This window comes from Streptomyces sp. NPDC006529 (assembly GCF_040611795.1).
GTDB lineage: Bacteria > Actinomycetota > Actinomycetes > Streptomycetales > Streptomycetaceae > Streptomyces.
In genome coordinates this window covers 64,263-89,189 of sequence record NZ_JBEXPB010000006.1, presented here as the reverse complement: position 1 = coordinate 89,189, position 24,927 = coordinate 64,263, and the positions used below count along the sequence as shown (strand labels likewise).

The 24,927-nt window shown below is 75.0% G+C and carries 10 protein-coding genes; 6 read left to right on the top strand and 4 right to left on the bottom strand.

Annotation, left to right across the window (positions count from 1 at the left end):
- Positions 1-68: 68 nt before the first annotated feature.
- The 4 genes from ABZY31_RS07390 to ABZY31_RS07375 are packed head-to-tail and all read left to right on the top strand — an operon-like array spanning position 69 to position 16,423.
- On the top strand, positions 69-6,365 hold the full coding sequence (locus tag ABZY31_RS07390) for an amino acid adenylation domain-containing protein (RefSeq protein ID WP_356405785.1): 6,297 nt from the start codon (positions 69-71) through the stop codon (positions 6,363-6,365).
- Between the two features lie 22 nt (positions 6,366-6,387).
- Positions 6,388-13,737, top strand: a complete 7,350-nt coding sequence (locus ABZY31_RS07385) for an amino acid adenylation domain-containing protein (protein ID WP_356405783.1) — start codon at positions 6,388-6,390, stop codon at positions 13,735-13,737.
- On the top strand, positions 13,734-15,101 hold the full coding sequence (locus ABZY31_RS07380; RefSeq protein ID WP_356405781.1) for a cytochrome P450: 1,368 nt from the start codon (positions 13,734-13,736) through the stop codon (positions 15,099-15,101). Before ABZY31_RS07385 ends, ABZY31_RS07380 begins: the two co-directional genes overlap by 4 nt.
- Positions 15,102-15,160: 59 nt before the next feature.
- A complete protein-coding gene (locus ABZY31_RS07375) occupies positions 15,161-16,423 on the top strand; it encodes an MFS transporter (RefSeq protein ID WP_356405779.1) in 1,263 nt (420 codons plus the stop codon).
- Between the two features lie 32 nt (positions 16,424-16,455).
- Here the strand turns inward: ABZY31_RS07375 and ABZY31_RS07370 are convergent, their stop codons facing one another.
- The 3 genes from ABZY31_RS07370 to ABZY31_RS07360 form a co-directional block, all read right to left on the bottom strand.
- Positions 16,456-19,377: an AAA family ATPase gene (locus ABZY31_RS07370; RefSeq protein ID WP_356405777.1), complete on the bottom strand. Its 2,922-nt coding sequence runs from the start codon at positions 19,375-19,377 to the stop codon at positions 16,456-16,458.
- A 95-nt stretch (positions 19,378-19,472) separates the two neighbouring features.
- A complete protein-coding gene (locus ABZY31_RS07365) occupies positions 19,473-19,700 on the bottom strand; it encodes a hypothetical protein (RefSeq protein WP_356405775.1) in 228 nt (75 codons plus the stop codon).
- A gap of 82 nt (positions 19,701-19,782) precedes the next feature.
- Positions 19,783-23,037, bottom strand: coding sequence for a type 2 lanthipeptide synthetase LanM family protein (locus tag ABZY31_RS07360; protein ID WP_356405773.1), 3,255 nt, complete (start codon positions 23,035-23,037; stop codon positions 19,783-19,785).
- Between the two features lie 333 nt (positions 23,038-23,370).
- On the opposite strand from ABZY31_RS07360, the gene ABZY31_RS07355 reads away from it, so the two are divergent.
- Positions 23,371-23,997 (top strand): response regulator transcription factor, encoded by a 627-nt coding sequence (locus ABZY31_RS07355; RefSeq protein ID WP_356405771.1) that lies wholly within the window; start codon positions 23,371-23,373, stop codon positions 23,995-23,997.
- On the top strand, positions 23,994-24,437 hold the full coding sequence (locus ABZY31_RS07350; RefSeq protein WP_356405769.1) for a helix-turn-helix transcriptional regulator: 444 nt from the start codon (positions 23,994-23,996) through the stop codon (positions 24,435-24,437). Before ABZY31_RS07355 ends, ABZY31_RS07350 begins: the two co-directional genes overlap by 4 nt.
- A gap of 16 nt (positions 24,438-24,453) precedes the next feature.
- On the opposite strand, the gene ABZY31_RS07345 is transcribed toward ABZY31_RS07350, so the two are convergent.
- Entirely contained in the window at positions 24,454-24,729 is a 276-nt protein-coding gene (locus tag ABZY31_RS07345; RefSeq protein ID WP_356405767.1) for a GlsB/YeaQ/YmgE family stress response membrane protein, read from the bottom strand.
- Positions 24,730-24,927 lie beyond the last annotated feature (198 nt).

Here is a 24,927-nt window from a genome sequence, read left to right as displayed (position 1 = left end):
GTCTTCTTCCCTACTGACGGACCGCTCCAACCAGCAGTGTTGTGGAAAACACCGCTTGGAGGCCCGCAGTGAAGGCATCGTTCGCGCAGCGCAGGCTGTGGTTCCTCGACCAGCTCACCCGAGGGTCCACGGACTCCTTGCTCCCCCTGGCGCTGCGGATCCGAGGCGCCCTCGACGTCCCGGCCCTGGAACGGGCCCTCACGGGCGTCGTTGCACGGCACGAAGTGCTGCGCACCCGGTTCACCGCCGTCGACGGGGAGCCCGTCCCCCGGGTGGACCCGGCCGGGGCGATCACCCTGGAGCCGGCCGAGGCGGCCGACGCCGCCGAGGTCTTCGCACGGGAGCTGTCCCGCCCCATCGACCTGGCCACGGAGCACCCGCTGCGGGCCAGCCTCACCCGGCTCGGCCCCGAGGAGCACCTGCTCCTCGTGGTGGTCCACCACATCGCGGTCGACGGCTGGTCCTGGGCCGTGCTGCTGCGCGAACTGGACGCCGGGTACCGCGGCGAGGCCGTGGAGGCGCCGGCGCTCCAATACACCGACGTCGCCGCCGCGGAGGCGGAGCGGCTCAGCGGCCCGCGCATGGAGCGGCTGCTCGGGTACTGGCGCGAGCGGCTGGCCGGGGTGACCCCGCTGGCGCTGCCCACGGACCGGCCGCGGCCCGCGTTCTGGGACGGCTCGGGGGACGTGGTCCGCTTCGAGCTGCCGGCCGAGCTGGTCGCCGAGGTCGACCGGGTGGCCCGCGAGCACCGCGCGACCCGCTACATGCTGCTGCTCGGCGTCTACCAGGCGCTGCTGGGCCGCTACTCCGGCCGCCACGACATCGCCGTGTGCACCACCCTCGCCGACCGGAGCCGGCCAGGCGTGGACGCGCTGATCGGCCCCTTCGTCAACACCATCGTGCTGCGCACCGACCTGTCCGGGGACCCGGCGTTCGGAGAGCTGCTGGCGCGGGTGCGGACCGGGGCCCTCAAGGACTTCTCGCACGCCGACGCCCCCTTCGACCGGGTGGTCGGCGAGGTGGTCACCGAGCGCGACCTGTCCCGGCACCCGCTCGCCCAGGCCTCCTTCACCCTGCTCAACAACGCCCCCGCGGCGGCCCGGCTGGCGGACCTGGACGTGGCGCTCGTCCCCACGCCGCTCGGCGGCACGGGGCTCGACATCTTCCTCGACCTGAGCCTGCGCGCCAACGGGAACATCGCGGCCCTGCTCCAGTACTCCACCACCCTCTTCCACGGCGCGACGATCGAGCGGTTCGCCGCCGGGTACGTCGCCCTGCTGCGCGCGGTGGTGGCCTCGCCGGAGGCGTCGGTCGCCGCGCTCGCCCGGGAGCTGGAGCCGCTGCCCGGCGGGGAGGCCCGGCGCCTGGTAGCGCTGGCGGCCGGCCCGGGGGCCGACGCGGCCGCGGCCGCCGCTCCCGCCGCGCCCTTCGCGGTGTCCGGCGCACCGGAGGCCGTGGCCCTGGTGTGCGGGGAGGAGTCCCTGACCTACGGGGCGCTGGACGCGCTCACCGGTGACCTGGCGGCGGCGCTGGCCGATGCGGGGGTGGAACCCGGTACCCCGGTGGGCGTGTGCATGCGGCGGGGGATCCCGTCCGTCGCGGCGATGGCCGCGATCTGGCGCGCGGGCGGCGTGTTCGTCCCGATGGACCGCCAACTCCCGCCGGAGCGGCTGCGGTTCATGGCCGAGGAGGCGGGGGTCGGGTGCGTGCTGACCGACACGGCGACGCGCGGGACGGCGGAGGCGCTCGGCGCTCCCGTGCTGGCCGTGGAGAGCGTGCGGCCCGGCTCCCGCGCGGCGGCGGGTGCGCCGCGGCACACCCCCGATCCGCGGGAGCTCGCCTACGTCATCTTCACCTCGGGTTCCACCGGCCGCCCCAAGGCGGTCGGCGTGGAGCACGGCGCGATGGCCGCCCACGCGGCGTCCGCCCGGGCCGAGTTCGGGATCACCGCGGCCGACCGGGTGCTCGCCTTCTCCTCCTTCTCCTTCGACGCCTCCCTCGACCAGCTGCTGACGGCGCTGGGCTGCGGGGCGAGCCTGGTCGTCCGCCCCGACGAGCAGTGGCTGCCCGACCGGGTGGCCGGCCTCGTGGAGCGGTACGGGATCACGGTGCTGAACCTGCCGCCGACCTACTGGGCCGAACTGGCCTTCTCCCTGACCGACGGCTGCGCCGCCGCCCTGGCCCCGCTGCGCCTGCTGATCCTCGGCGGCGAGTCGATCCCGGCGGGAGCGCTGGCCGCCTGGCAGGCCCGGGTCCCCGGGGTGCGGGTGGTCAACGCCTACGGACCGACCGAGACCACGGTGACCGCGACCGTCCACGACATCCCGGCCTCGGTCCCGGCCGCCGAGGGCGCCGCCGCTTCCCGGGTGCCGATCGGAACGCCGCTCGGCGGGCGCCGTGCGTACGTCGTGGACGAGCGGGACGAGCTGGTCCCCGAGGGCGTCCCGGGCGAGCTGCTGATCGGCGGCCCGGAACTGGCCCGCGGCTATCTCGGCCGGCCGGCCCTGACCGCGGGGAAGTTCGTCCCCGACCCCTTCGCCGGAAGCGGCGGCCGGCTCTACCGCACCGGTGACCTGGTGCGCCGACTGCCCACCGGGGAGCTGGAGTTCCTCGGCCGGACCGACGACCAGGTCAAGATCCGCGGGTTCCGCATCGAACTCGGCGAGGTCGAGTCCGTCCTGCTCCAGTGCCCGGGGGTGGTGGCCGCCGCGGTGGCCACCGGCTCGGACGCGCAGGGCGGTGCCACCCTGGCGGGTTACGTGGTGGGCGCCGACGGCCCGGTCCCCGCGACCGTGCTGCGCGCCTTCTGCGCGGAGCGGCTGCCGCACTACGCGGTGCCCGCCGACTTCGTGAACCTCGACGCGCTCCCGGTGAACGCGTCCGGAAAGCTCGACCGGGCCGCGCTGCCCGCCGTCGGGCCGGACCGGGACCGCGCGGTGGGCGGCGCCGAGTTCATCGCCCCGCGCGACGAGACCGAACGGGTCGTCGCCGGGATCTGGGCCGAGGTGCTGGGCGTGGACCGGATCGGCATCGACGACGGATTCTTTGACCTGGGCGGGCACTCGCTGCTGGCCACGATGGCCGTCTCGCGGATCGCCGAGCGGCTCGGCCGCGAGGTGGAGCTGCGCACCCTGTTCGAGAACCCCAGCATCCGCGCCTTCGGGCCGCTGGTGGCGGCCGCCCGGCAGGCCGGTGGGAGCGCCGTGGTCCCGGTGGACCGCTCCGGTCCGCTGCCGCAGTCCTTCGCCCAGGAGCGCATGTGGTTCCTGGACCGGATGTCGGACGCGGGCGACACGTACGTGCTGTGGTTCTCCTGGCGGATGCGCGGCGGCCTGGACCGGGCCGCCTGGCAGGGCGCCCTGGACGAGGTCGTCTCCCGGCACGAGGCGCTGCGCACGGCGCTGGGCGAGCTGGACGGGCGGCCCGTGCAGCGGGTGGTGGAGGGGATCGGCGTACGGCTGGAGTGGCACCAGGCCCCGCCGGGTGAGGAGTCCGTCCGGCTCGGTGAGGTCCGCGAGCGGGCCTTCGCCTTCGCGACGCGCCGGTTCAACCTGGAGCGCCCGCCGCTGCTGCGGGCCGGAGTGTGGGAGCTGGGGCCCGAGGACCACGTCTCGGTCATCTCGTTCCACCACGCGGCCACCGACGGCTGGTCCAAGGACATCATCATCGGCGAGCTGTCGGCCGCCTACCGGGCCCGGCTGGCCGGGGAGCCGACGGCCTTGGCGCCGGTGCCGGTGCAGTACGGGGACTACGCGGTGTGGCAGCGCGACCGGCTGACCGGGGAGGTGCTGGAGCGGCAGCTGGACTACTGGGAGGGCAACCTCGCCGGGGTGCCGGCGCTGGAGCTGGCGACGGACCGGCCGCGTCCGGCGGGCTGGTCGGGCCGGGGCGGCGCGGTCGAGGTGGACCTGCCGGCGGAGCTGGCGGCCGGGCTGGGCGAGCTGACCCGCCGGTTCGGGGTCAGCCGGTTCATGGTGCTGCTGGCGGTGACCCAGATCGTGCTGTCCCGCTGGTCGGGGCAGCAGGACCTGGCGGTGGGCACCCCGGTGGCGGGGCGCGGCCAGGTGGAGCTGGAGCGGCTGGTGGGGCTGCTGGTGAACACGGTGGTGCTGCGGGCGGACCTGTCGGGCGAACCCACCTTCGAGGAGTTCCTGGGCCGGGTCCGCGAGTCGGTCCTCGGCGCGTTCGACCACCAGGAGGTGCCCTTCGAACGGCTGGTGGAGCAGCTGCGGCCCGAGCGGGACCCGTCGCGCAACCCGCTCTTCCAGGTCATGTTCGACGTCCAGGAGAGCGCGACCGGCGGCCCGCGCGTCGAGGGGCTGGAGGTGGAGCACTTCGTCCTCCCCTGGCGCTCGGCGAAGTTCGACCTGACGGCGACCTTCCTGCTCTATCCGGACCGCTTCGCGCTGAACGTCGAGTACGCGAGCGACCTCTTCGATCCCGCCACGGTGACCAGGTTCGCCGGGCACGTGGGCCGGGTGCTGGCCTCGGCCGTGGCCGATCCGGGCCGCCCCGTGGCGCGGCTGGAACTCCTCTCGGCCGGTGAGCGCGCGGAGCTGACCGCGGCGGGGGCCGGCGCGCCGACGGTGGCGCAGGCGCCGCCCTTCGCGGTGCGGGGCGAGGCCGACGCGGTGGCCCTGGTGTGCGGGGAGCGGACCGTGCGCTACGCCGAACTGGACGCCCTGACCGGCGGCCTGGCCGGGGCGCTGGCCGCGGCGGGGGCGACGCCGGAGACCCCGGTGGGGGTGTGCCTGCGGCGCGGTACCTGGTCGGTGGCGGCGATGGCCGCGATCTGGCGGGCGGGCGGGGCGTACGTACCCCTCGATCCGCACCTGCCCGAGGAGCGGCTGCGGTTCATGGTGGAGCAGGCCGGGGTGCGGTACGTCGTCACGGACGGCCCGACCGCCTCCCTGGCCGCGGCCCTGGGACGGCCGGTGCTGCGGGTCGAGGACGTACGGCCCGACCCGGACGGCCCCCGGTGCGCACCGGATCCCCGCGCCCTGGCCTTCGTCATCTTCACCTCCGGCTCCACCGGCCGCCCCAAGGCGGTCGGGGTGGAGCACCACGCACTGGCCGCGCACGTGCAGGCCGCCCGCGAGCGGTTCGCCCTCACGGCCGAGGACCGGGTGCTGAACTTCGCCTCCCACTCCTTCGACGCCTCCCTCGAACAGATCCTGCCCGCCCTCACCACGGGGGCCGCGGTGGTGATCCGCCCGGACGAGGTGTGGACGGTGGAGGAACTCGCCGAGCGGGTGCGGGCGGAGGGCGTCACCGTCATGGAGGTCACGCCCAGCTACTGGGAGGAGATCGCCGCCCGCCTCGACACGGTGGCCGGGGACCTCAAGAGCCTGCGTCTGGTCGTGACCGGCGGGGAGGCCCTGCCCTCCGCGCCCCTGGCCACCTGGTTCGCCCACCTGCCGGACCTGCCCGTCGAGAACACCTACGGGCCCACCGAGTCCGTCATCTCGGCCACCTCGCACCTGGTCACCGGTCCGGTCGACGGCCGGGTGCCGATCGGCCGGGCCTGGGGCGGGCGACGGCTGTACGTCGTGGACGCGCACGACGAGCCGGTGCCGGTCGGCGTACCGGGCGAACTCCTGATCGGCGGACCGGAACTGGCCCGCGGCTACCTCGGGCGCGGCGCGCTGACCGCCGAACGGTTCGTGCCCGATCCGTACGGCGCCGCGGGCGGCCGGCTCTACCGCACGGGGGACCTCGTGCGCCGACGGTCCGACGGGGAGCTGGAGTTCCTCGGCCGGACCGACCACCAGGTCAAGATCCGCGGGTTCCGCATCGAACCCGGTGAGATCGAGGCCGTCCTCGAAGCGCACGAGGGCGTGCGCGGCGCGGCCGTCCTGGTCCGCGAACTGCGCGGCGACCGGGCCCTCGTGGGCTACGTCGCCGGACCGGGCCTCGACGCCGACGGCCTGGCCGCGTGGTGCCGTACCCGACTCCCCGGCTACATGGTCCCGGCCGCCTTCGTGGTCCTGGACACCCTGCCCCTGACCGTGCAGGGCAAGACCGACACCGCGGCGCTGCCCGACCCCGAACTGCCCGCGCCGGCCGAGTCCGTGGCCCCGAGGACCCCGACCGAAGAGGTGACGGCCCAGATCTGGGCCGAGGTCCTCGACCTGCCCGCGATCGGGGTGTGCGAGGACTTCTTCGCCCTCGGCGGGCACTCCCTGCGCGCCGTCGCGGTGGCCTCCCGGCTCCGCGCCGCCTTCGACTGCCCGGTCCAGGTCCGCGACCTGTTCGAGCACCCGACGGTCGAGCTGCTCGCCGCACTGGTGGAGCGCCGGCTGTTCGAGGAGATCGCCGGAATGAGCGATGACGAGATCGACCTGTCCCTGACGGCTGACTTCTGAGACGAGATAGGACCGTATTCCCATGACCACTTTCCAGGTCGAAACCGCCCCCGTTCAGTCCGGACTCTCCGCCGCCGCCCGCGAGTTGCTGGAGCGCAGACTGCGCGGCCGGGCCGGCGCCGCGGCGGGCATCCCCCGCGTCGCACCCCGCCCCGAGCGCATCCCGCTGTCGGCCGCCCAGCAGGGCCTCTACTTCCTCCACCGGCTCGACCCGCAGGGCACCGAGTACCTGATGCCCGCCGCCTGGCGGTTCACCGGCCCCCTCGACCTCCTCGCGCTGGACGCGGCCGTCGGCGACCTGGTCGTGCGCCACGAGCAGCTGCGGGTGGTCTTCCCGGACGTGGACGGCGTCCCGGCCCAGGAGGTGCGGCCCGCCGAGGGCAGCGGCCTGGACCTGGTGGAGCTGCCCGCCGGGGCGGACGCCGCGGCCGTCGCCGCCGCCGTGCGGACGGTGGCGCTGCGCCCCTTCGACCTGACCGTCGAGCCGGGCTTCCGCGCCACGCTGGTGCGCGTCTCGGCCGAGGACCACGTGCTGGTCCTGGCCCTGCACCACATCGTGGCCGACGGCTGGTCCCTCGACCTCCTCATGCGGGACCTGCGCGCCTTCCACCGGGCCCGGTCCGAGGGCACCGCGCCGCCCGCCGACCCGGCGCCGATCGCCTACGTGGACTACGCGATCTGGCAGCGCGGCCGCGACGAGAGCGCCGACCTGGCCTACTGGCGCTCGGCCCTGGCCGGTCTCACCCCGCTCGAACTGCCCCTGGACCACCCGCGCCCGGCCACCCGCTCCTACGCCGCGGCCGTGCACACCGTCGACCTCCCCGAGGAGCTGACGGCGGCGCTGGCGGAGGTGGGCCGGCGGACCGACACCACCTCCTACATGACCACGATGGCCGCCTTCCAGGCCGCGCTGGGCTTCCACAGCGGACAGGACGACATCGCGATCGGCACCGTCGTAGCCAACCGCGAACGGCCGGAGACCGAGCAGCTGGTCGGGTTCTTCGTGAACACCCTGGTCGTCCGGGCCGACCTGGCCGGCGACCCGACCGGGGACGAGCTGCTCGCCCGGACCCGGGACCGGGTCCTGGGGGCGCTCTCGCACCAGACGCTGCCCTTCGAGCGGGTGGTCGACGAGCTGAGTCCCGAACGGGACCTGTCCCGCAACCCGCTCTTCCAGGTGCTGTTCACGCACACCGGCGCCGAGCACGGCGACTACGCCCTGGGCGGCGCCACCGGCACCCCCTTCCCGATCGACCTGAGCACCGCCAAGTTCGACCTGACGCTGGACGTCCTGGACGACGCGGGCCGGCTCGGCCTGCGCTTCGTCTACCGCCCCGACCTCTTCGAAGCGGAGTCGATCGCCCGGCTGGCGGAGCACACCGTGGCGGTGCTGCGGGCCTTCACCCGCACCCCGGCCCTCCCGCTGAGCCGGATGGAGCTGCTCACGGCGCCGGAGCGGGCCGAGCTGCTCGGCCCCGACGGCCCGGCGAACCGGCCCGTGGCCCCGGCCGAGGAGGACGGCGCGGCCGCGGCGCCCCGGCTCGCCTGGGCCCGGCTGGCGGAGCACATCGCCCGGACGCCCGCCGCGGTGGCGGTCTCGGGGGGCGGCCGCTCCCTGACCTACGCCGAGCTGGACGCGGCCTCCCTGGCGCTGGCCCGGCGGCTGCGGGCCGCCGGGATCGGGGCGGAGTCCCTGGTCGGGGTGTGCCTGGGCCGGTCGGTGGACCTGGCCGTGGCGCTGCTCGGGGTGTGGCGGGCGGGGGCTGCGTACCTGCCGCTGGATCCGGCGCACCCGCGGGCGCGGCGGGAGTTCACCGTCGCCGACGCCGGGGTGGAGTGGGTCGTCACCGACGACACCGGGCGTGCGGCCGTGGAGGGGCTGGCGGTCGGGGTGATCCCGCTGACGGAGACCGGCGCCCCGGGCGCCCGCGACCTCTCCGAGCAGCCGGGCGGCGCCGACGCCGTGGACCTCGCGTCCGTGGCCCCGGGGCCGGACTCGCTCGCCTACGTCATCTACACCTCGGGTTCCACGGGGCAGCCGAAGGGCGTCGAGATCACCCACGCCAACCTGGCGTGGCTGCTGGGCGCGGCCGACCACCACTTCGACTTCGGCGCCGACGACGTCTGGACCCTGCTGCACTCCCCCGCCTTCGACTTCTCCGTCTGGGAGCTGTGGGGTCCGCTGACCTCCGGCGGGCGGGTGGTCGTGCTGACCGAGGACGAGGTCCGCGACCCCGCCGCGGTGCACGCCGTGCTGCGCGACGAGCGGGTGACGGTGCTCAACCAGACCCCGGCCGCCTTCAAGGGACTGCGGGCCCACCTGGCGCAGCAGGGCGAGGAGTTCTCCAGTCTGGCCCTGCGGACGGTGATCTTCGGCGGTGACGCCTTCGACGCCCGGGACTACCGCGACTGGTTCGCCGCTCCCGCCGCCGGGCGGCCCGCGCTGGTGAACATGTACGGGATCACCGAGACCACCGTGCACGTCACCTACCGCCTGATCACCGAGGCGGACACGGTCTCCCCCGTCTACTCCCCGATCGGCCGCCCCCTCGCCGGCCAGCACGGGTACGTCCTCGACCGGTCCGGACGGCTCGCGCCCCGGGGCACGGTCGGCGAGCTGTACGTCGCGGGCGGCGGGGTGGCCCGCGGCTACCGCAACCGGCCCGAACTGACGGCGGAGCGCTTCCCCTCGGACCCGTTCGCCCCGGGCGCCGGCGCGGGTGGCGCCCGGATGTACCGCACGGGTGACCTGGTACGGGTGCTGCCCGACGGACAGCTCGCCTACGCCGGGCGCGCCGACCACCAGGTGAAGATCCGCGGCTTCCGCATCGAGCCCGGCGAGATCGAGACCGCGCTGCGCTCCCTGCCCGGCGTGCGGGACGCCGCGGTGGTGGCCCGGCCCGACGCGCACGGCGGCGCCCGCCTGGTCGCCCACGTGGTGCTGACCGAGGGCCGCCCGCTGGACGCGCCGGACCTGCGCGACCGGCTGCGGCTGACGCTGCCCGAGTACATGGTGCCCGCGCTGTTCGTCCGGCACCCGAAGCTGCCGATCACCGCCAACGGCAAGGTGGACCGCAAGGCCCTGATCGAGGTGGCCGTCGAGGGGACGGGCGCGCCCGCCGGACACGTCCCGCCGACGGGTCCGGCCGAGGAGGCGCTGGCCCGCATCTGGTCGGACGTACTGGGCGCCGAACGGATCAGCCGCACGGCGAACTTCTTCGACCTGGGCGGCGACTCGATGCTGGCGCTGCGGGTGATCGGTCAGGCCCGCTCCGCGGGACTGGGCCTCAGCGTCCCGGACCTCTTCCGGGCCCGCACCCTGGGCGACCTGGCCGCGCTGGCGACCGAGGCCGCCGAGGACAGCGGCCCCGCGCCCGTCGAGCCCTTCTCCCAGCTCGACCCGGCCGACGCGGCCCGGCTGCCGCAGGGCCTCGACGACGCGTACCCGCTGACCATGCTCCAGGGCGGCATGCTGCACGAGATGCTGGCCGACCCGAGCCGCGGCGCCTACCACAACGTCACCGACCTCAAGATCACCGTGCCGGAGGGCTTCGACCTCACCGCCTTCCAGACGGCCGTGGACACCGTCGTACGGGGCCACAGCATCCTGCGGTCCTCCATCGACCTGGTCTCCTTCTCCGAGCCGCTCCAGCTGGTGCACGCCACCGCCGCGCTCCCGGTCGGCTACAGCGACCTGCGCGCGCTCTCCCACAAGGAGCAGTGGGCGTCCGTACGGGCCTACGTGGACGCCGAGTTCACCCGGCGCTTCGACCTGGCGGCCGCGCCGCTGGTCCGCATCCACCTGCACCGGCTCACCGACCACGAGCTGCGGCTCACGCTGACCGACTGCCACGTGGTGCTCGACGGCTGGAGCCTGACCTCGCTCATCGCGGACCTGCTCGACCTGCACCGGCAGGCCGTGGCGCAGGGCCGGACCCCGGAGCTGCCCCCGGCGCCCCCGTACGCCGAGTACGTCGCGCTGGAGCGCGCCGCACTCGTCGACGAGGAGGGCCTGGAGTACTGGCGCTCGGCGCTGGCCGACCTCAGCCCGGTCCTGTTCACCCGGCGCGGCACGGAGGCCTCCGACAGCGGTCAGTTCGTCCACGAGGTGCGGCGCTCGTACGCGTCCTTGGCCGAACCGATCGGCCGGCTGGCCCGGCTGGCCGGGGTGCCCCGCCGCACCGTCCTGCTCACGGCGTTCCACCACACCATGAGCCTGTTCGCCGAGCGCGACGGCTCCGCCGAGGGCCACTCGGTGGGCCTCGTCACCAACGGCCGGCCCGAGGTCCCCGGCTCGGACCGGATGCGCGGCCTGTTCCTCAACACCGTGCCGTTCGGGGTGCGCCGCCCCCGGGGCAGCTGGCTGGAGTACCTCAAGGCGGCGTTCGCGGCCGAGCAGGAGATGCTCCCGTACCGCAGGGTGCCGTTGGCGCGGATGGCGCAACTGGGCTCCGGTGCTCCGCGCGTGGCGGACACCCTCTTCAACTACGTGAACTTCCACCGGCTGTCCGGGGACAGCTGGGACGACTCGCTGGAGATCGCCCGCACCGCGTTCCCGCTGATGCTCAACGCGAGCGTGGAGTCCCTCACCCTCGACGTCGACCCGGACTACCTGGCGCCCGCCACCGCCGAGCAGCTCGCCGACCTGATGTGCGGGGTGCTGAAGGCGATGGCCACGCGCCCGGAAGGCCCGGTCACGGCGCCGGCACTGGCCGGCGAGGCGCGGATGCGGGCGCTGGAGGAGTGGGGCCGCGGCCCCGACCTGCCGAACACCTCGCTGATGTTCCACGAGTGCGTGGCCGAACACGCCGTGCGCACCCCCGGCGCGGTGGCCGTCCGGCAGGGCGACCGGGAGGTCACCTACGCCGAACTCGACGCCTCCGTGCACCAGCTGGCGGACCGGCTGCGCGCCCTGGGGGTCGGACCCGAGGTACCCGTCGGCATCTGCCTCGACCGGGGTCCGGAGATGGTCCGGGCCGTGCTCGGTGTGCTGCGGGCGGGCGGCGCCTTCCTGCCGCTGGAGTCCCAGCACCCTTCCGACCGGCTGAAGTTCATCGTCGAGGACAGCGGGATGCCGGTGCTGATCACCCAGTCCTCGCTGCTGGGGACGGTGCCCTTCGACGGCCCGACCCTGGTCGTGGACGATCCGGCGACCTGGGCGGAGCCCGTCGAGGTCCCGGCGCCGGGGCTCGCCGTCACCGCGGACAACGCGGCGTACGTCCTCTACACCTCCGGTTCCACGGGTAACCCCAAGGGCGTCACCATCGTGCACCGCAGCCTCACCAACATGCTGGAAGGGCAGCGCGACCTGTTCCCCGTGACCGCCGAGGACCGGGTGCTCCAGTTCGCCTCGCTCAGCTTCGACGTCTCCATCCTGGACCTGACCTGGGCCCTGGCGAACGGCGCCCAGCTGTGCACCCCGCCCCGGGAGGCGCTGCGCGCGGGGGCCGACCTGGCGAACACGCTTCTGGACTACGGGATCACCGTCGCGATGCTGGCCCCGAGCGCCTTGGCGGCCCTGGGTGAGGACCGCTTCCCCGCGCTGCGGATCCTCCAGGTGTGCGGCGAGGCCTGCCCGGCGGAACTGCCTCAGAAGTGGGCGCGCGGACGACGGTTCTACAACGTCTACGGGCTCACCGAGACGGCCGTGTGGTCGGTGTCCACCCTCCTCAAGCCCGACTGCAAGCGTCCGCCGATCGGCTGGGCGATCCGCAACACCCAGGTGTACGTGCTCGACGAGGACCTCCAGCCCGTTCCCGTCGGGGTGCAGGGCGAGGTCTACCTCGGCGGGCGCGCCATCGGCCGCGGCTATGTGAACCGCCCCGGCCTGACCGCCGCCGCGTTCGTGCCCGACCCGTACGGCGCCCCCGGCGCCCGGCTGTGCCGCACCGGAGACATCGGCGTCCAGCTGCCCGACGGCGCGGTGGAGGTCCTGGGCCGCCGCGACAGCCAGGTGAAGCTGCGCGGGTTCCGCATCGAACTGGGCGAGGTCGAGCACGCGCTGCGCGAACTGCCCGAGGTGCAGCAGGCGGTGGTGCTGCTGCGGCGGGACCTCCCGGAGCCGGCGCTGGTGGCGTACGTGGTGCCCGAGGAGGGCGTGGAGCCCGTCGTCGAGCCCTTCCGCCGGGCGCTGCGGGCCAAGGTGCCCGCGTACATGGTCCCCGCGCGGTTCGTCTTCCTCGACGCGATGCCGGTCAACAGCAGCGGCAAGGTGGACAAGAAGGCCCTGCCCCTGCCCGCGGCCGACCGTCTGGGCAGCGCCACCGAGTACGTCGCACCGGCCACGCCGGCCGAGATCGCGCTCGCCGAGGTGTGGCGCACGGTCCTCGGCATCGAGCAGGTCGGCGTCCACGACGACTTCTTCGCCCTCGGCGGCAGTTCGCTCTCCACCGTCCGGGTCTGCGCCCAGGCGGCCGCCCGCGGGCTGAGCGTCTCCGTACGGGACCTGCTGGAACTGCCCACGATCGCCCGGCTCGCCGCCCGCGCCACGGAAGCCGCGGAGCGCGCGGCCGGCCCCGGGGCCGGGCAGGCCGCCGACGGTGCGAAGCCCGTCACCTCCGAGGTCCGCCTGCGCGAAGGCGATGGCGACCCGCTGTGGTGCGTGCACCCCAGCGGCGGCAGCGGCGCCTGGTACGTGCCGCTCGCCCGGGCGCTGCCGCCCGGTCAGCCGGTCCGGGCCTTCCAGGCCCGCGGCCTGCTCGGCGGGGTGGACCCGACCACGATCGCCGGGATCGCGGCCAACTACGCCGCCGAGATCGCGGCCCACGGCGGGGAGGGCCCGCACGACCTGCTGGGCTGGTCCATGGGCGCCAACATCGCCCTGGAGATGGCCACGCAGATGCACGAGGCCGGTCACACCGTCGCACCGCTGACGCTGATCGAGCCGCACCTGCCCCACCCCGCGGCCTGCGAGCGCCTCGCGGCGGTCGGCCGCGACATGGAGCGGGGGCTGCGGATGCGCGACCGGGTCCGGGCGCTGGCTCCTTCCCCGGAGCGGGACGCCGCCGCGGCCGAACTCACCACCCTGCTGCTGGGGGCCGGTATGAGCCCCGGCGAGGCGGCCCTGGTGGAGCAGTCCCCGATCGAGGTCTGGCACTCGCTGCTGACCGCCCTGTCCGCCTACGAACTGCGCCCGTACCCCGGCCACGTCCACCTGCTGGTGGGCAGCGCGGCCGCGGAACTGCCCGACGGCGAACCGATGCCCGGGCTGGACGTCGACTTCCGCACCTACGTCGAACGCTGGCGCGAGATCGCGCTCGGCGGGCTGACCGTCCACGTCACCGAGGGTGACCACATGTCCATGATGTCCGAACGGCTGATGCACAAGACCGCTGCTGTGCTCGGCCGGATCCAGTCGGAGGAACGCCGATGACCGTCCTGACCACGAACACCACCACGCCCGCCGCCCCGAGCGCGCCCGCGGACCTCTCCGCCCTGGTGTGCCCGATGACCGGGCGGACCGCCCCGCCGGACCCGGCGGCCCGTACGGCGCCGCCGGCCCCCCGGGTCGCCCCGGTCCCGTCGGCCGCCTTCACCGAGCGGTACCTCCTCGACCCCGCCGTCAACGCGGACCCCTACCGGTACCTCAACTCCCTGCGCGATCACGATCCCGTGTACTGGTCCGCCATGCACCGGGCCTGGCTCGTCACCGGACACGGCCAGCTGATGCACTGCCTGCGCGACCCGGCGGTCTCGGCCGAGCGGGTGGGGCCCCTGATGGACGCCGTCCCCGAGGGCGCCCGGGAGGACACCGAGCGCGCGTACTCGGTCCTGTCCCGCTGGATGGTCTTCAACGACCCTCCGCAGCACCGACGGCTGCGCCAGGTGTTCCAGGAGCAGTTCTCGGCCCGCTCCATCGGCCGCTACCGGACGTTCGTGGAGCGGGCCACCCGGGCCATGCTGGCCCGCCGCAGCGTCCCGGGCACCTCGGGCGACCTGCTCGCCGACATCGCCCGGCCGCTGCCGGCGCTGGTCTTCGCCCGCTGGCTGGGCGTCCCGCAGGCGCACAGCCCCTCGTTCTGGTACTGGAACGCCCGGGTGGGGGACCTGGTGCTCGGGGCCGCGCAGGAGGAACGCGAGTACCGCACCTCGCTCCAATCCCTGGTGAAGCTGGACGACTACCTCGCCGGTCTGGTCCGCGAGCGCCGGGCCGACCCCAAGGACGACCTGATCAGCTGCGTGCTGGCGGGCGGCCAGATCGGGAAGTCGGTCAGCGAGGAGGAGTTCGTCGGGATGCTGACCCAGATGGCCTTCGCGGGCGGGGAGACCACCAGCAACCTGATCGTCAACACCGTGCTCGCCCTGCTGCACCACCCGGAGCAGCTGGCGGCGCTGCGCGCGGACCCGGCCCTGGTGCCGCTCGCCGTCGAGGAGGCGATGCGCTACGACGGCCCCTCGAAGATGTCGATCCGCAGCGCCGCCCGGGACTTCGAGCTCGACGGCCGCCCGGTGCGCGGCGGGGACCGGCTGTTCCTGGTCACCGCCGCCGCCAACCGGGACCCCCAGCGGTTCGCCGACCCGGACGTCTTCGACGTGGCGCGGGGCAGTGCCTCGCACCTCGGGTTCGGCCACGGCGCGCACTTCTGCATCGGGGCGGCGCTGGCCCGGCTGGTGGCCTGCGCGGTGGTCGGCGTCCTGGTGAGCGAGTACCCGGACCTGGCCCTGGCCACGGACGGGCACAGCTGGCAGCCCTCGCTGCTCAACCGCGCCCTGACGGCGCTGCCCGTCCACTACTGACGCGTGGCCGTCCGCCACCGCACCGCGGCCGCCCCGGCGGCCCGACGAAGGGTCCCATCATGGCCTCCACGCTGACGAATGCGGGGACGCGGCTGCGCGCACCCGCCAAGCTGCCCTCCTTCCGGCTGCTGTGGCTGGGGCAGTCGCTGTCCCTGCTCGGGGACGGCTTCAGCTACATCGCCTTCTCCTGGATCACGCTGAGCCTGACGCAGTCCACCCTCACCCTCGGCTACGTCCTGGCCTTCCAGGCGGTGCCGCGGGCGCTGCTGACCCTGGTCGGCGGCTCGCTCAGCGACAAGTGGTCCCCGCGGACGCTGATGACGCTCTCCAGCTGGGCCCGCGCGGTGCTGATGGGGGGCGTCGGGCTGATCGGTATGACCGGGTCGCTGACGGTGGCACTCCTGTGCTGCGCCGCCGCCGCGTTCGGCGCGGTCGACGCGTTCTTCCAGCCGGCCCGGGCCTCGATCCTGCCCTCAGTGGTGGACAAGGAGCAGCTGGCCCCGGCCAACGCGCTGCTGGCGGTCGGCACGAAGGTGTCCTCCATCCTGGGCCCGGCCGTCGGCGGCATGGTGGTCGCCCTCTCGGACGCGCCCGTCGCCTTCCTCGTGGACGGGGTGTGCTTCGCCCTCTGCGGGCTGTGCGTCTCGCGGATCCGGACGGCCCCGGCGCCCGGGGCTCCCGGGGAGGCGGAGCCGGCGCCGGCCGCGCGGGAGGCCGGGGACTCGCTGCTCACCCGGATGCGGGCCGGGCTGCGCTACGCCATGGTGGACCCGCGGATCCGCTCCATCCTGGTCGTCGACACGGTGATGACCTTCTGTTACGCCGGGACCTTCACGGTCGGCTTCGCCACCCTCGCCAAGGTGGACCTGCACGGCGGCTCGGCGACCCTGGGCCTGCTCAACGGCGCCCTGGCGGGCGGGGCGATGCTCGGCACCCTGGTCGGCGGCTCGCTCAGCGGCCGGCCCCGGGTGGGCCTGCTGATCGCCGCGCTCGCCGGGTGGCTGGCGGTGGGCATGGGGGTGCTGGGGCTGGCGGACAGTGCGGTGGCGGCCTTCGTGACCGTCCTGGTGATGGGCTTCGGCATCGGGTTCCAGGGCGTCTTCGGCCTCAGCTGGATCCAGCGCACCATCGATCCCTCGGTGCTCAGCCGGGTGATCTCCATCGACATGGTCCTCGGCTACGCCATGGCGCCCGTCTCGCTGATCCTGTGCGGGGCCCTGGCGCAGGGCGGCAGCGGCCCGATGTTCGCGGTGTCGGGCGCCCTGCTCGCGCTGACGGCGGTCGGCCTGCTCAGCTCCAGGGCGGTGCGCACGATGCGCTGAGCGGGCCGGGCCAGGGGCACGGCACAGGGCCCCTACCCCCGCAGGGAGGCGGAGAGTTCGCACAGCGCCGCCCGGTTGCTGCGGCCGGTCTTGGTGCCGAGGCTGGCGATGTGCTTCTCCACCGTGCGGGGCGAGATGTAGAGGCGGTCGGCGATGTCCTTGTTCCCCAGCCGCTCGGCGAGCAGCCGGAACACCTCGTACTCGCGGACCGTGACCCCCTGGGTGCGCAGGACGTCCGGGATGTTGCCCGAGCCGGAGCGCCGCTGGGCGACGGGGGCGCCCATCCGGCGCAGCGCGGCCCGGCAGGCGTTGGCGACGGGGGCCACCGACTGCTGGTGGAAGTGGAGTTCGGCCCGGCGCAGCCAGGCCACCGGCTCGCCCCAGCCGTCCTCGTGGGCCGCCTCGGCGATCAGCCGCAGGCCCAGGTGGAGGGCGGTGGCGTAGGGCTCCGCGGTGCGCAGGGCCTCGTTGACGGCCGCGGCCGCCAGGTCGGGTCTTCCCTCCCGGCCGAGCAGGACGGCGCCCGCGAAGTGCACGAACTGCCGGTTCCAGCGCATCCGGCCGGGGGCGGTGGCCGCGATCTCCTCGTACGGGCCGCGGCCCGCCTCGCCGGAGAGCACGTCCAGGAGCAGCCCGATGCCGTAGCGCCCGCTGAGGTAGTAGGTGCTGGGGTTGGTGTTCTCCAGCTCGGCCACGGTGTGCAGCTCGCGGACCGCGGCCGGCCGGTCCTCCTCCAGCAGCGCGCAGAACGCGCGGGCCAGGCCCCGGGTCAGCGGCTCCTCCTGGGAGCCGCTGCCGTCCCACTCGGCGAAGGCGTCCAGCGCCCGTTCCATGTCCGCCCGGTCGCCCTGGTGCGCCGCGAGGGTCGCCTTGGCCATCAGGACGTAGCGGGTGGCCGGGGCCAGGCGCAGCCGCTGGACGACGGCCAGGCACTCCTCGGCGCCCTGCGCGGCGGCGGTGAACTCGGCCCGCAGCGCCGCGTCCAGGATCATGATCCCGTCGATGGTGTACACGATGGTGGCGGAGCCGAGCCGCTGGGCCTCGCCGCGGGCCGCGAGGAGGGGGATCGTATTGCCCTCGGTGAGCCAGTTGTTCCCGCCGATGCGGGTGAGGGCGTACATCCGCTGGAGCGGGAGCTGATGCTGCTCGGCGGTGTGCAGGGCCGATTCCAGCAGGGCCGTGGCCTCGTCGAAGTCCCTCTCGCGGGCGAGCGTGGCGAGCAGTTCCCAGGCCTGGCAGACCACCGTGGGCAGACCGTGCCGTTCAGCGGCCTGGAGCGCCGAGTAGGCGAGCTTCTCGGCCTGCTGGGTGCGGTCCGGGCCGGGGGTGTCGAGGGCCAGGTAGGCGGCGGTGACGTCGATGGAGGCGGTGCCGCATTCGTCGGGCTGCTCCCCGAGCAGGGCCCTGGCCTGGGCGATCTGGCGGTTGCCGTCCTCCCAGCGCCCGGCGGTGTGGGCGACCTTGGCGAGCCGGGTGTGCAGGGCGGCGAGGCGCTCGGCGCTCAGCCCGCTGCCGCCGAGGGTGTGCAGGTTCTCGGCGAAGCCGAAGGCCTGGGCGAAGTCGCCGGCTTCGGCGAGCGCGGGCAGCAGGGCCTCCAGGGCGGCGGTACGGCCCGCCGCGTCCCCGCTGGCGGCGAGAAGCCGTTCGGCCCGGCTGAGCAGGGTGACCGCCGAGCCGATGGCCCCGGCGCCCAGCGCCCGTAGCCCGGCGACGGTGAACAGCCGTCCCGCTTCCGCGTCGTCACCGGCCTGCGAACGCAACTCCGCGACCAGCGGGCACCATTCGCCCTCCAGCTCGGGGTAGAGCGCCTGGACCGCGTCGGCCGCGCGCCCGGACATCTCCGCGCGGTTGGTGGGCGTGAGCTGGGTCAGCAGCGCCTCGGCGGTCAGCGAGTGGCGGAACGCGTACCAGTCGGGGGCCGGTTCGTCGTGCACGACGAGCTGCGCCGCCACGCCCGCGTGCAGGTGGCTGAGCAGGCTGCGGTCGTCGATGCCGGTCATCCGCTGGAGCACGGTCAGCGGGAAGCGGCGGCCGATGACGGCGGCGGCGGACAGCAGGGTCAGGCCCTGGGGGGCCAGCCGGTCGACGCGCCGCAGGATGCCGCGGGCGAGGGCGGTGGAGACGTCGCTGCGCAGGTCGCCGACGACCCGCCAGCCGTCCTCGGCGCGGACCAGGGCGCCGCTGCCGATCATCCCCTGGAGCAGTTCCTCGACCAGGAAGGGGCTGCCCGCGCTGTCGTCCCAAAGCCGGTCCAGGGCCGCCTCCGGCACCCCGTCCGGTTCGGTGTCCAGCTGTGCCGCGATCACGGCGCGCACCTCGGGCCGGGTCAGCGGCGCCAGCTGGAGGACGGTTCCCACCCCGCGGCGGCGCGCCGATTCGGCCATGTCGAGGGCGTCGCAGGATTCGGTGCGGATCGTGGCCAGGAGGACCACGTTGGTGTATTCGAGGTTGTCCACGAGGTACTCGACGACCGCGAGGGTCTCGGGGTCGGCGTCGTGCAGGTCCTCCAGCAGGAGGAGCTGGCCGTCGTCCCGGCCGGTGGCGATGAGCAGCCGCAGCACGGCCTCGCCGAGGATCACCATCGAGCTGTTGTCCTGGGCGTCGCTGCTCCAGTCCGGGATGATCCGGCCCAGCGCGGGCCGGTAGGGCCCGAGCGGCAGGTCGTCCAGGGACGGGCCGCCGGGCGGCCCGCCGCGGAAGAGCGCCATCAGCGCTTCGGTCAATGGCCGGAAAGGCACTGTGGGGCCGGTGGTGCTGCTCCGGCCCCGCAGTGCCCGCATACCGGCGTTGAAGGCCATTCCCACGGCCTCGGCGGCGAGCCGGGACTTGCCGATGCCCGCCTCGCCGACCAGGAAGACGACCCCGCCGTGTCCGTCCCTCGCCTCGGTCAACGCCTGCTTGATCTCCAAGAGTTGTGAGTCACGACCGATGATGTACCGCGCACGGGAACGCATGAGCGCAAATCTAGTTCATACGTACGGTCCGCAGTGCACCGAAAGTCGGCCTTTCCCACGTGCCGGACTCCGGAATCCGGGCGCGGACAGGGGTCCTACCAGGTGACATTGGGGGCCGAGACGCTGGTGTCGATCTGGCTCAGCGCGACCACGAGGCCGCTGGTGAGCACGAGACCGGCCAGTGCCCGCGCCCGCGCGCACGCCGTGTTGCGGCCCGACAGGGTGATGCCGCCCGCGGGGTCCCCGGCGGGAACCGCGGTGGTGGCGTCGACGGCGTCGGTGGTGATGTCCGCGGCGGTGGCGTTGACCTGGAGCTCCTGCATGGTGGTGAGTCCCTTTCTCGGAACCTGAAGTGGAGTGTGGTCTCGGACTGCGGTGAGGAGGTGCGGCGAAGCGGGCGGGCGGTCAGTGGAGCAGGAGGACGGACGGGACCGTCTCCGGGAAGCCCAGCCTGAGCAGGGCGTATCCGATGCCGGACAGTCCGGTGAGGAGTCCGGGTGAGGGGACGTGGTCGGGGGTGCCGCAGCGGTGGCCGTGGTCCTCGAGGCGGCCGAGGACCTGACCGGCCCGGTGGGTGAGGGCGGTGGCGGCGCCGGCGTGGCCCTGCCCGGCGAGGACGCTGAGCAGCTCCAGGGAGCCGAGCGTGCCGTGGCCGAGGCTGAGGTCCCCGAACTCGGCGGCCTCCGTGGACGGGCCGCCCTCGGCGGGATCGCTCAGCAGGGCCGCGCACCAGGTCAGTTCCGCCTGCGGGACCGGCCGGCCGGCGCGGGCCAGCGCGTCGGCGGCGGCGAGCGCGGTGCCCGCCAGTCCGGAGTGCCAGCCGAGGTCGGCGGGGCGGCTCAGCGCCGCGTCCAGTGCGGGGCGCAGCAGGGCGGCGCCGGTACGGGCGTACGCCTCGGCCCGCGCGGCGCCGGTGGCCCCGGGGCCCCGCTCGGCCTCCGCGGCGGCGTAGCGGAGCAGGGCCCAGCCGATGCCCGCGTCCCCCTGGGCGAAGCCGGGGTCCGCGGCCGCCGCCCCGGCGGGCCGGGCGAGGCCCGCCTCGGCGTGCTCCCGCAGCCGGTCGGCGAGGGCGCCGGCCAGGGCGGCGGCGCCGGGCATCCCGGTCAGGCGGTGCACGGCGACGGTGGCGGCCAGCGCTCCGGCGAGTCCGTCGGCCAGGTCGGCCGGGCCGTCGGGGGCCGCTTCGACGGCCAGGGCGAGGGCGGTGAGCGCGGCGGGCAGACAGGCCCGCAGCGGACCGGCTCCGGTACGGCCGGCCTCCGCGCCCCCGTCACCGTCGTTGTCGTTGTCGTCCAGCAGGGCGGCCAGCCGGGCCACGCTGTAGACGATGCCGCCGAGTCCGTTGAGGGCGCCCGGTCCGACGGCGGCGCTCAGCTCCGGGGCGGCGGCCAGTGTGGCCAGCAGCTCCGGCAGCGGGGCGGCGGCCTGCCGGGCCAGCGCGGTGTAGCGTCCGGCGCCGGTCAGCGCGCCGAGCTGGGCCAGGAAGAGGGCCACTCCGCAGTAGCCCTGGGCGAGTCCGCCGCCCATCGGCAGGACGGCCCAGTGCTCGCCGGAGACCTGCTCCAGGCCGAGCCAGTTGACCCGGCCGTCGCCGTGTACGGCGCGGGCCGCGATCTCGTCGGCGATCCCGCAGGCTGCGGTCAGCAGCCGGGAGGGCTCGGGGGCGACGGCGGGGGCGAGGTGCCCGGCCAGCGCCGAACGGGGGCGGCCCCCGGTCAGGTTGGCACCGGTCACCGCGAGCGTGGCCGAGATGATCCACTCCTGGTCGTGCCGGTCCACCTCGCCCATCGCGGCGATCTTGTCCAGCGCCGTCCGCAGGCTCGGCGCGGGCAGCACCCCCTCGACGCACGTGCCCCGGGAGGTCCGCACCACGGCGTCGGCGGGGTGGTGGAAGAAGAGGGGCACGTCACCGGCCCACAGGTCGGCGGTCTCGTCCTCGATCAGCCGGCGGCGGGCCGGGTCGTTCTCGGATTCGGCCCACAGGACGGCGAACAGCGCGTCCCGGGTCAGCGCGTCGCGCAGCACGTCGGGGTGCGTCGACTCTTCCAGGAGGGTCGTGTACAGCCGGGTGGCGCGGGCGATCAGCCGGCCCGGGCTGGTGGCCCAGCGGGCGAGCAGCCCGTCCTCACCGAGGAGTTCGGCGCGGTGCGCGGTGATCGCGTCGTAGCCCGCCCGGAAGCCTTCGAGCAGCGCGGCCCGGTGGTCCCCGTGGCCGGCGGCCGGGTCCCGCGGGGCGGGCCGGTTCTGCCCGGCCGGGGTCTCGACGCGACCGCGCAGTACGCGCATCTCGTCCGTTCCGGCGCCTTCCCAGCTCATTCCGTCGCTCGGGTAAGAGCCGCCGTGGCCGCCACCGAGGGCGGAGATGTCCATGGCGCCGTGCTCGCCGATCAGCAGGCTCGGCAGCAGGCAGGTGCGGTGGACCGAGGCGGCCAGGGCAGCCGCCGCGGGGTCGGAACCGCAGGTCACCGCGGCGGGCAGGCCCGCGTGGAGCAGGGTCTCGGCGTCCACCAGGACCGGCTGGTCCCGGCAGGCGATGACGTTCTCGTAGTGCATGTCCACGCCGTCCACCGCGTACAGCAGGGCGAGCAGCGCGCCTTGGCGGCGGTAGAACCGGTCCAGCTCGGTGGCCGAGGAGCACCAGGCGTGCTCGATGAATTCCAGCCAGCCGTATCCGGGCCGGCGCACCGAGCGGGGGGTCCGCAGGCCGAGGCCGGCGACCTTGCCGTTGGTCCAGGCGACCGCCTGGTCGAGGAGGGCGTGCTGGTCGAGCGGGCGGGGCTTGTAGACGACGGTGGCGCCGTCGGCGAAGCGCAGCAGGGCGACGGAGCGGTTGCCCTGGTGGACGTCGCCGCGGCCGAGGTCGATCCGCACCAGCGGTCCCGGCTCGGCGCCGCCGAGCAGGCCGCGGACGAGGGCGGCGCGGTCGGCGGTGTAGCGCCCGACCAGTTCCACCGTCGCGTCCGTGGCGTGGATGCAGGACTGGGCCAGCATCCGGGCCAGCACCGGGTAGCCGGTGAAGAGCGCGGCCAGGCCGTCGCGGGTGCCGAGCCCGGCGAGGAAGTCGGCGAACCGCTCCCGCGAGGTCTCCCCCGACAGCTGCCCGGCGGTGCGCGCCGCGTGGAGTTCCCGGACCAGGGTCCGGGCGGACTGGCGGATCAGCCGGTCGCCGAGCCAGCCGGTGAAGGCGGCCCGCACCGGGGCCAGTTCCGCCTCGGGCAGTTCGATCCGCGCGGCCGCCTCGGCCCAGGCGGCCTCGGTCAGCGGGCGCAGTGCGGGCAGGAACACCGCGGCGCCCTCAGCGCCTTCGGTACCGGCCGGCCCGGCGGCGGTCGCTTCCCGCCCGGCGGGGGCCGCGGCCACGATCCGTTCGGCGTACCCGGCCCACTCCGGCTTCCCGGCGCGGGCGGCCAGCTGCCAGGACCGCTCCGCCGCGAGGGCGTACCCGGCTTCCTCGGTGGCGCCCAGGCTCGCCATCCGGGCCGCGAAGCCCTCGGGGTCCCCCAGGGCCCACGAAGCGGGCCGGGTGTGGGGGGCGGCGGGCCGTGCGGACGCGGGGGCATCCGGGGCGGCGAGCCGCTCCCGCAGGTTCAGGGCCTGCGCCCACCAGGAGTGGGTCAGGCCGCCGACCTCGGTTTCTGCGGCGGTGGCGGTGTCAGTCACAAGAAGAAAACTCGCAGAGGCCGCCGCCGGGCACATGGGGGGTCGTCCCCCATATTCCGCGCGGCCGCCCCCACCACCCCCCGTACGCACCGGCCGGCCCCCGCCGCCGCGGGGCCCGGCCCCGGCCCGCGCACCCCGTGCGACCCGCCACGACGCCCCGCCGGGGCGGTCCGGGCAGCGTCCTTCACCGGATCCGACGCTCGTGACGCCGGGCCTTCACAAATGTGGGGGCCGGGGCCCGATGCCCCCACCGGGGGGCCGCCCCCACTCTGGGAACCAGCGCCCCTTCCGCCGGCCGACACCCCGGCAGGCGGATGACTTTCGGAGGACCCGGTGGGAGAACCCGTCCCTGTCAACGTCGTCGCACTCGATCCGGTGCTGGAAGCCGGTACCAAGAGCGCCCTGCTCGCCTGCCCCGAGGTGGCCCTGGCCGCTCCGGGCGGTGAACCCCGCGTCGTGGTCATGACCGTGGACCGGATCGGCCGTACGGAACTCGACGTACTCCGCTCGATCCGGGACACCCCGTCCCGGCCCGACGTGGTGCTCGTGGCGGGCGAACTGGAGCCCGCCGACGCCCTGCACGCCATCGCGGCGGGGGCCCGGGGGCTGCTGCGCCGCCGGGAGGCGGATCCCGTCCGCCTCGCCCGGGCCGTGCGGGCCGCCTCCCGCGGTGACTGCACGCTGCCGCCGGACCTGCTGGACCTGCTGCTGGAGCACGCCGGTGCCAAGGGTGCGGCGGCCGACGCGGTGGCCGGCCCCTGGGACGCGGCCGGGCTCAACGACCGGGAGCGGTCCGTCCTGCGGATGGTCGCCGACGGCCACGAGACCAGCGAGATAGCCAAACGACTCTGCTATTCACCCCGGACGGTGACCACCGTGGTCCACGACATCACCCAGCGGTTCCGGCTCCGCAACCGCGCCCACGCGGTGGCCTACGCCCTCCGGGCGGGCATGCTGTGAGCGCCGTCGCCGCACCGCCGCGCACGTCGGCCCGCGGGGCCACCCGCCCGGCCACCAGGGAAGGGTCCCTCGAAGCGGTCCTGGAAGCGGGCCGGCTGAGCCGGATGCTGGCCCAGGTCGCCACCGGCCTCGCGCCCGCCCCCGAACCGGTCCCGGACACCGTCGAGATGCCCTACCCGGACCTGGTCCGGCTGCTCGGCGGCCACACCGCGCTGCCCGCCCCGCGCCCCGAACCCACGGAGGTGGCACCCCACTTGACGGCCCGCCAGACCTCGGTGCTGGCCCTGATGGCGGAGGGCCACGGGAACGCCGTGATCGCGCGCACCCTGTCCTGCTCGGAGCACACCGTCAAGAACGTCATCTACGAGCTGATGTCCCGCCTGCACGCCCGCAACCGTTCGCACGCGGTGGCCTGCGCGGTCCACCACAGCCTGATCTGAGCGGACGCGCGCGCCGCTAGCGGCGCGCCTCGCGCGAGTTGCCGAACAGGATCCGGTAGGCGACGAGCAGGACCAGGGACCCCGCCACCGCCGCGCCCCAGGTGGGCAGGTCGAAGAACTCGTTCCGGACGGGCCGGTCGAGGAACTTCGCCGACAGCCACCCGCCGATGAAGGCACCGGCGACCCCGATCAGGGTGGTCCCGATCAGACCTCCGGGGTCGCGACCGGGCAGCAGGACCTTGGCGATGCCTCCGGCCAGCAGCCCCAGGACGACCCAGCTGACGATCCCCATACCCGCTCACTCCTCTGTCCCGCCGGGCCGCACCCGTCGTCGGTGTGCGCGCTCACCAGGGAGGACGCCGTGCGGCCCGAAATGGTTCTCGGGGCGGACCCGCACGGTCCGGATGAGGAGGTCACAGGGCTGCGCGGACCCGAACCTTGACGGGGCTATGCCGTCAAGTGGCCGGAAGAGCACAGTCGTCGGGCAGGC